This window comes from Bradyrhizobium sp. (genome assembly GCF_019242285.1).
GTDB lineage: Bacteria > Pseudomonadota > Alphaproteobacteria > Rhizobiales > Xanthobacteraceae > Bradyrhizobium.
Window position 1 is genome coordinate 1 of sequence record NZ_JAFAVV010000931.1, and the last position, 7,485, is coordinate 7,485.

9 protein-coding genes and 1 pseudogene are annotated in these 7,485 nt (G+C 67.3%); 5 read left to right on the top strand and 5 right to left on the bottom strand.

Annotated elements, in window-relative coordinates:
* Both JOY90_RS38060 and JOY90_RS38065 read left to right on the top strand, forming a co-directional pair.
* The coding region (locus JOY90_RS38060; RefSeq protein ID WP_291696225.1) for a hypothetical protein at positions 1–180 on the top strand (180 nt) is incomplete at its 5' end.
* A gap of 49 nt (positions 181–229) precedes the next feature.
* The gene (locus JOY90_RS38065) at positions 230–1,009 is read left to right on the top strand and encodes a class II aldolase/adducin family protein (RefSeq protein ID WP_291696226.1); all 780 of its coding nucleotides are present in this window, start codon (positions 230–232) and stop codon (positions 1,007–1,009) included.
* A 268-nt stretch (positions 1,010–1,277) separates the two neighbouring features.
* On the opposite strand, the gene JOY90_RS38070 is transcribed toward JOY90_RS38065, so the two are convergent.
* On the bottom strand, positions 1,278–1,934 hold the full coding sequence (locus tag JOY90_RS38070) for a helix-turn-helix transcriptional regulator (RefSeq protein ID WP_291696227.1): 657 nt from the start codon (positions 1,932–1,934) through the stop codon (positions 1,278–1,280).
* A gap of 182 nt (positions 1,935–2,116) precedes the next feature.
* On the opposite strand from JOY90_RS38070, the gene JOY90_RS38075 reads away from it, so the two are divergent.
* Both JOY90_RS38075 and JOY90_RS38080 read left to right on the top strand, forming a co-directional pair.
* Entirely contained in the window at positions 2,117–2,461 is a 345-nt protein-coding gene (locus JOY90_RS38075; protein WP_291696228.1) for a DUF952 domain-containing protein, read from the top strand.
* Positions 2,458–3,558, top strand: a complete 1,101-nt coding sequence (locus tag JOY90_RS38080) for a quinone-dependent dihydroorotate dehydrogenase (RefSeq protein ID WP_291696229.1) — start codon at positions 2,458–2,460, stop codon at positions 3,556–3,558. Before JOY90_RS38075 ends, JOY90_RS38080 begins: the two co-directional genes overlap by 4 nt.
* Positions 3,559–3,650: 92 nt before the next feature.
* On the opposite strand, the gene JOY90_RS38085 is transcribed toward JOY90_RS38080, so the two are convergent.
* From JOY90_RS38085 to JOY90_RS38095, 3 genes and pseudogenes are all read right to left on the bottom strand, one after another.
* A complete protein-coding gene (locus JOY90_RS38085) occupies positions 3,651–4,985 on the bottom strand; it encodes an MATE family efflux transporter (RefSeq protein ID WP_291696230.1) in 1,335 nt (444 codons plus the stop codon).
* Between the two features lie 15 nt (positions 4,986–5,000).
* Positions 5,001–5,174: pseudogene (locus tag JOY90_RS38090) on the bottom strand (MBL fold metallo-hydrolase); the annotation flags it as partial.
* A 64-nt stretch (positions 5,175–5,238) separates the two neighbouring features.
* Complete coding sequence (locus JOY90_RS38095; RefSeq protein ID WP_291696231.1) at positions 5,239–5,553, bottom strand: DUF6460 domain-containing protein; 315 nt, start codon at positions 5,551–5,553, stop codon at positions 5,239–5,241.
* 116 nt (positions 5,554–5,669) lie between these two features.
* Here JOY90_RS38095 and JOY90_RS38100 point away from each other — a divergent pair, with 116 nt between their 5' ends.
* The gene (locus tag JOY90_RS38100) at positions 5,670–5,954 is read left to right on the top strand and encodes a hypothetical protein (protein ID WP_291696232.1); all 285 of its coding nucleotides are present in this window, start codon (positions 5,670–5,672) and stop codon (positions 5,952–5,954) included.
* Positions 5,955–6,107: 153 nt separating this feature from the next.
* Here the strand turns inward: JOY90_RS38100 and JOY90_RS38105 are convergent.
* A partial coding sequence (locus tag JOY90_RS38105) for a cisplatin damage response ATP-dependent DNA ligase (RefSeq protein WP_291696233.1) occupies positions 6,108–7,485 on the bottom strand: 1,378 nt, incomplete at its 5' end.

The window sequence follows — 7,485 nt, forward strand, 5'->3', positions numbered from 1 at the left end:
GCCGAGGCCGATGACGGCAATTGTTGTCGGTCGTCCAGGACCTGCTCCGTTTGTCCCAGCCATGCCTGCCATGACCCGCTCGTTGCTCATTTTGCGCCGCATCATCGCATGATTGCGGCTGAAAAAGCTTGCAAATCGAGATGGCAGATGCGCTGCAATTTCAGCCAAACATTGGCGTGAACGACGCTATAGTGTCGTTCACGCCACACGGGTCAGCAGGGAGACGTCTATGCAGTTCAGGGTTTCGCCGAAGACGCTGTCGGAATGCAGCGCCGAGGAATGGCAGGCACGGGTTGATCTCGCGGCCGCCCATCGGCTCGCCTACATGCACGGGTTTCACGAAGGCATCTTCAACCATTTGACGCTCGTGGTGCCGGGCCGCACCGACCGCTACTACCAGATTCCGTTCGGCATGCACTGGTCCGAGGTGACGGCGTCCTCGTTCATGGAGGTCGGCCTCGACGACGGCGAGGTCAAGAGCGGCGCCGGCGACGTGGAGCGCTCCTGCTATTGCATCCACGCCCCGATCCACAAGGCATTGCCGCAGGCGAAGGCCGTGTTTCACACCCACATGCCCTATGCCAGCGCGCTCACCCGGCTCGAGGACCCGCGCATCAAGGAGATCGGCCAGACCGAGGTCGGGCTGTCCGGCGCCATTGCCTATGACGACGAGTACACCGGGCCCGCGATGGATCCGGCCGAGGGCGAGCGGCTGGCCGGCGTGATCGGCAACAAGACGGTCCTGTTCATGGCCAATCATGGTGTCACCACGGTCGGCGCCACCGTCGCCGACGCCTACGACCGGCTTTACTACACCGAGCGCGTCGCCCAGGTGCAGATCTACGCGATGTGGACCGGCCAACCGCTGAAGAAGATGCCCGATGCCGTGGTCGAGAAGACCAAGCAGGAGTTCTCGGGCGGGCCCAGATATAATCCAGGCCCCTCGCAGCGGCACTTCGATGCACTCAAACGCATCCTCGATCGCAAGGAGCCGGACTACGCGAGCTGAATGTGTCGCCGCTTGCCGGCGGCACGGCAGGAACGATCCAAGAGCCAGCTGCGGGAGTGGTCATCAGTTGGTGTTGGTCATCCAGGAGCATAAAGCCTGTCGTCGCCGGCTTGATCGGGCGACCCAGCACGCCGCGGCTATCGATTCATGCACTGACGTCTCTGGAATGCTGGATCGCCCGGTCGAGCCGAGCGATGACAGTGAGTTTGTGATGGGGCTCGGGCACGCAGTCTTGAGCCGCAGTGGCAGCAAAGGGGGCTCGACCGCGCTACTGCCTCACCCACACGATCCGCGCGACCCATTCGACATCGGCCGCGGCGAGCGTGCGGTCCGGTTGCGCGGCTGTGACCGGTTGCAGCTCGACCGTCTTCGCCGTCCGCCGCTTCAGCTCGCCGATCATCACCTCGCCCGCCGTCGTCCGTGCCACCACGCGATCGCCGCGGCGGATCGCGGTGGACGGCGAGACCAGGATGACGTCGCCGTCGCGATAGGCGGGGCTCAGCGCGTCACCCGAAATCTCCAGCGCAAAGGCGTGATCCTCGTCCAACGCCGGCAGCGCGACCTCACCCCAGCCTTTGCCGGTCGGCTGGCCGCGGTCGTCGATCAGGCTGCGATCCGCCGCCTGGGCCAGCGCGATGAAGGGCACCGACGGCACTGCCTTTTGGCCGCCGTCGCCGATGAGCTGCACGAGATTGTCGATCGAGTTGCCGGTGGCGGCGAGCGCTTTTGCCACTGATTCCGTCGACGGCCAACGTTCGCGTCCCTCCGCGGTGATGCGCTTGGACTTGTTGAAGGTGGTGGGGTCGAGCCCGGCGCGCCTGGCAAGCGCCGATGGCGACAGCTCGGCCCGCGCCGCCAGCCGATCGAGTGCAGCCCAGATCTGCTCATGAGTCAAAAGGCGTGCGGGTTTGGCCTGCTTTGCCATCGCCATTGCCGCTGCTTGAGCGGCCCAGGGAAGGATTTTCTAGGAATTATTCCCTCAATGAAATCCCTTTTCCCCTGATCCGGCAAGAGGTGTGCCGTCGCCCTTGAGTTGCCGGAAGGGCGCCGATACGGTCCCCCACCAGTCCGGAAACGAAAAACCTCCAGTCGTCCAATCAGGATTTCGTGCGCACCATCTACAAAATCTGTTCCGCATCCGCGTGGCGCGAGGCCGAGCGGCAGGGCGTCTATCGCGGCAGTGCCGACGACGCACGGGACGGATTCATTCACTTTTCGACCGCGTCGCAGGTCGCGGAGACCGCGCGCCGGCATTTTTTTGGCCTGAAGGGTCTGTTCCTGGTCGAGGTGGATGCCGATGCGCTCGGCGACGCGCTGCGCTGGGAGCCTTCCCGCAACGGCGAATTGTTCCCGCATCTGTATGGCGAGCTCGACCTCGGCGCGGTGCGGGCCGTGCTCGAGCTGCACGCCCGGCCCGACGGCACGCATCTGATCCCGGAGCTGAAGCCGTGATCCGGGCGCTCAACGTTCTCTCGTTGTCGTTGCCGCTGCTGCGCTGGCTCGATCCGGAGGACGCCCATCGCCTGGCGGTGCAGGGCCTGAAACTGCTGCCGCCGCTGCGGCCGCCTGCCGACGAACCCAAGCTCGCGGTGCGCGCGTTCGGGCTGAATTTTCCCAATCCGCTCGGCATGGCCGCAGGTTTCGACAAGAACGCCGAGGTGGCCGACGCGCTGCTGCGCTTCGGCTTCGGCTTCGTCGAGATCGGCACGGTGACGCCGCGCCCGCAAGGAGGCAATCCGCGGCCACGGCTGTTTCGCCTCGACCGCGACGAGGCGGTGATCAACCGGATGGGCTTCAACAATGACGGCGCCGAGGCCGTGCTGCGCCGCCTCGCCGCGCGCGCCAATCTCGGCGGCATCATCGGCGTCAATGTCGGCGCCAACAAGGATTCGCCCGACCGTGTCGGCGACTATGTGCGGCTGATCGAGACGTTCGCGCCGGTCGCGAGCTATTTCACCGTCAACGTGTCGTCGCCGAACACGCCCGGCCTGCGCACCATGCAGCAGGCGCATATCCTCGACGATCTCCTGGCCAAGGTGATCGATGCGCGCGAGCGGGTGCGGGAACAGGCCGGCGACACGCCGGTGCTGCTCAAGATCGCGCCGGATCTGAGCCTCGCCGAGCTCGACGAGGTGGTGCATGTCGCGCGCTCGCGCCGGGTCGACGGCATGATCGTCGCCAACACCACCATCGGTCGGCCCTCGACGCTGCGGGAGCAGATCCGCGGCAAGGAGGCGGGAGGCCTCTCCGGGCGGCCGCTGTTTCGCCTGTCGACCCGGATGGTGGCGGAGACCTATGTGCGGGTGGAGGGCGCCTTTCCGTTGATCGGCGTCGGCGGCATCGATTCCGGCGGCGCCGCGCTGACCAAGATCCGCGCCGGCGCGACCCTGGTCCAGCTCTATTCGTCGCTGGTCTACAAGGGCATCGGCCTGATCGACGAGATCAAGCGCGATCTCACCGCCACGCTGCTGCGCACCGGGCGTGAACAATTGTCGGAGATCGTCGGCGCCGATGCCGCGACCATCACCGCCGAGGACTGGCCGGCGTAGGCAGTAGTAGGTGTAGGGTGGGCCAGGGCGCGGAGCGCCGTGCCTACCAACGATTCCATCGGAACGAAAAAGCTCTGGCCCACCCTGCGCAGCTACGAAGTCTTCGCAAACGAGCTCCGCAGCAGCGACGGATAGCGCGCGGCCTCGAGGCCGCCGCGCGCGGCGTAGAACACGAGCAGTGCGCCCCACAGCCCGGCATTGCCGAACGGGCGCAGCGCCAGCCAGCCGCCAAGAAATATCACGAGCGAGAGCACCATCAGGTTGCGCATGTCGCGCGCCCAGGTTGCGCCAATATAGACGCCGTCGAAGACGAAGGCGAACACCGACAGCAGCGGCGAGACCGCGACGAACATCAGGAAAGCCCGCGCGGCGACCCGGACGTTCTCGCTCGCGGTCATGAAGTCGATCAGCACGGGGCCGGCGAGTGCGAACACGATCGCGACCGCGAGCGCGAAGCCGAAGCCCCAGGACACCACCAGCCGGGTCGCGGTTGAGAAGGCGGCCCGGTCGCGGGCGCCGAAGGCCTGGCCGCAGATCTGCTCGGCGGCATTGGCGAGGCCGTCGAGGAAGAAGCCGCTGATCAGGAGAAAGTTGTTCAGCACCGCGTTGGCCGCCAGCGTGACGTCGCCGGCGCGGGCGCCCTGCGCGGTGAAGAACAGGAACGCGGCGATCAGCGCGGCGGTGCGGATCATGATGTCGCGGTTGACCGCGAGCATCCGCATCAGCGGGGCGCGGTCGAACAGTTGCGCGCGCGGCACCAGCAGCGATCCGGCCAGCCGCCGCGCCATCACGAGGCCGATGCCGAGACCGGCGGCTTCCGCGATCACCGCGGCGGTGGCGGCGCCCGCAATCCCCCTGTCGAGCGCCAGCACCAGCAGCACGGTCAGCGCGACGTTGATCAGGTTGATGGCGATCTGCAGCGTCAGCGCCAGCCCCGCGCGGGCCTGCCCGATCAGCCAGCCGAGCACCACGTAGTTCGCAAGCGCGAGCGGCGAGGACCAGATGCGGATGATGAGATAGGTCCGGGCCGCGCGCGTCACCGTCTCGCTGCCGCCCATCATCTGCAGCAGGATGGTCGCGAGCGGCACCTGCAGCGCGATCAGCGCAAGACCGATCAGCGCCGCGACCGCCAACCCGCGCGCGAGCAGCGCCGGCAGCTCGTCGCGCTCGCCGGCGCCGAGCGCCTGCGCGGTGAAGCCGACCGTGCTCATGCGCAAAAAGCCGAACAGCCAGAACAGGCAGTCGAAGATCACCGAGGCCATGGCGACGCCGCCGAGCAGGGCGGGATCGCCGAGCCGGCCGATTGCGGTGGTCGAGACCACGCCGATCAGCGGCGTCGTCAGATTGGCGACCATCGCGGGACCTGCGATGGCGAACACCCGCGCCGTCGTGATCTTGGTCTGCAGATGCAGGGAGCGTTGTTCCATCGGCTCGATCGCTCCTTACAATTCGACCACCAGGCCGTCATGCGCGGCGGCATGCGGCAGCGAGTCGAGCCGGCCCAGAATGTCGTCGCTCATGTGGGTCAGCATCAGCCGCTTCGGCCCGATCTCGGAAAGATGCGCCTCAAGCGTCGCCAGGCTGAGATGATTCCTGACGGACTTATCATACAGGTGTTCCGCCGGCCGCCGGACCCAAAGGCGTCGCCGCAGCCGACGAACTGCACCCGCATCGGCGCGATCAGCGGCCGCGCGGCGCGAAGATGCGCGACAACAGCCAGATCGGGAACACGATCACGGCACCGAGCAGGAAGTAGCGCCAGACCCAGTTGATCGCGTCGAAGCCGAGGTCCCAGAGCCGCTGGAACAGGAGCTGCATGCTGCGGATGATGTTGTAGGGGTCGAACCCGATTGCCGCCAGCACCACGCCGACCAGGATCGACAGCAGGATCAGCCGGAACGCCACCGCCAGCGGCGAGCCGCCGAGGAAGCGGGTGAGGCCATCGGCAGGCGCCGGCAATCCGCGGGGGTCGTTGAAGCGGGTGTCGTTGGCCATCGATGTCTCCTGTCGGATGCCGCGGCGAGCTTACACCGCCGACGGACACATGGGGAACCCGGCCGAAGCCGTCAATGGCTGCATTGCGCCGACCGCGCCGCTCTCAGGAACGGCGCGTGGAACCGGGACGGCGCCCGCCGGCCGCGCGCCGGAAGTTTCCGGGCCACTTCAGCGTGCGGCCTTATGACGACGGCGCGGTGATGATCGCCGACGCCGCCAAGGGCGAGGTCGATCTCGCCATGATCGACACGCCGCTCGCGCGCGGCGCCGAGCTGCAATATGGCGCCGGGGAATTGAGCTTCAGGGAGCTCGTCTCCGAGCAGGATTTCCCCAGGACGATCAGCCAGCAACGGCGCCAGGAGCGATACGCGGTGGCGGTGCGTGCCGGCGAGAACAGCTGATCGAGGCCGTCAACGACGTCATCGAGGAGATGCGCAAGGACAGGCTGCAGGCGCTCCTGGAGCAGGCGACCGAGCAATTCTACAAGATCAAGGACTCGCAGAACGGTCCGGTCGATCCGCGCAGCGATCCGTCCGAATGCCATGTCGCGCTAACTAACGCGGTGACGAAGCTCCCTCCTGCGCCTCGTTCGCCTCGGAGACGAGCAGCCGCTCCAGCGTTTCCAGCCGATCGGCCTCGCGCGGCGGCTTGTCCCAGCGCAGCCGGTTGATGCGCGGAAAGCGCATCGCGACGCCGGATTTGTGCCGGGTCGAGCGCTGCAATCCCTCGAACGCCACCTCCAGCACCAGCCCCTGGTCGGGCTCATGCACGACCTGGCGGACGGGCCCGAATTTGTCGGTGGTGTTGCGGCGGACGTAACGGTCGATCTGCAACAGCTCTTCGTCGGTGAAGCCGAAATAGGCCTTGCCGACCGGCACGAGCTGGTCGCCGTCCTCGCCTGCGGTCCAGACCCCGAACGTGTAGTCCGAATAGAACGACGAGCGCTTGCCGTGGCCGCGCTGCGCATACATCAGCACGGCGTCGATGATGTGCGGGTCGCGCTTCCATTTCCACCATTCGCCTTTGGGCCGGCCCGGCAGATAGGGCGCCTCGCGCCGTTTCAGCATCACGCCCTCGACCGCGTCGGTGTCCTCGCCGGCGCCGGCGCTGGCCGGATCGGCGCGCGCGGCCTTCAGCGCCTCCCAGCTGTCGAAGCGAATCGTCGGCGACAGGTCGACGCGCGGGTCGTCGAGCCTGCGGATGAAGGATTCGAGCCGCGCGCGGCGCGCTGCGAAGGGCAGGGTGCGCAGGTCTTCCTCGCCCTCGCCGAGCAGGTCGTAGGCGCGCAGATGGATCGGATAGTCCTGCGTCAGCTTGGCTGAGACGACCTTGCGGTTGAGCCGCTGCTGCAGCACGTTGAAGCTCTGCACGCGGCGGTCGCGCACGACCAATAGCTCGCCGTCGATCGCGCCGGGCAGATGCAGCGCGGGCGCAAGGTCCGGAAAGCTGCCCGTGATGTCCTCGCCGGTGCGCGAGTAGAGCCGCGCCACGACATTCCCGTGCGCATCGCGGCCGGCGACGGCCTGCACGCGGATGCCGTCCCATTTCCACTCGGCGATGTAATCGGCGGCATTCATGTTGGCGAAGTCCGCATCCTCGACCGCGTGCGCCAGCATCACGGGGCGGAACGGCGCCGGGTCGAGAATGACCGGCTTGTCGCCGCGGCCCTCCAGCCAGGCGAACAGCGCGGAATAGGGCGGCGCCAGCCCGGGCCACACCAGCTCGATGTCGTGCGGGTCCTTGTCGCCGAGCGCCGCGGCCGCGGTCTTCGCCAGCCGGGCCGAGACGCCGATCCGCATCGCGCCGGTGACGAGCTTCAGCAGCGCCCAGCGCCCGGTCTCGTCGAGGGCGTCAAGCCAGTCCGCGAGATGGCAGGGCAGGTCGCGCTTGGGGATCGTCGCGAGCGTCTCCACGACCTCCGCCAGGGTCGGG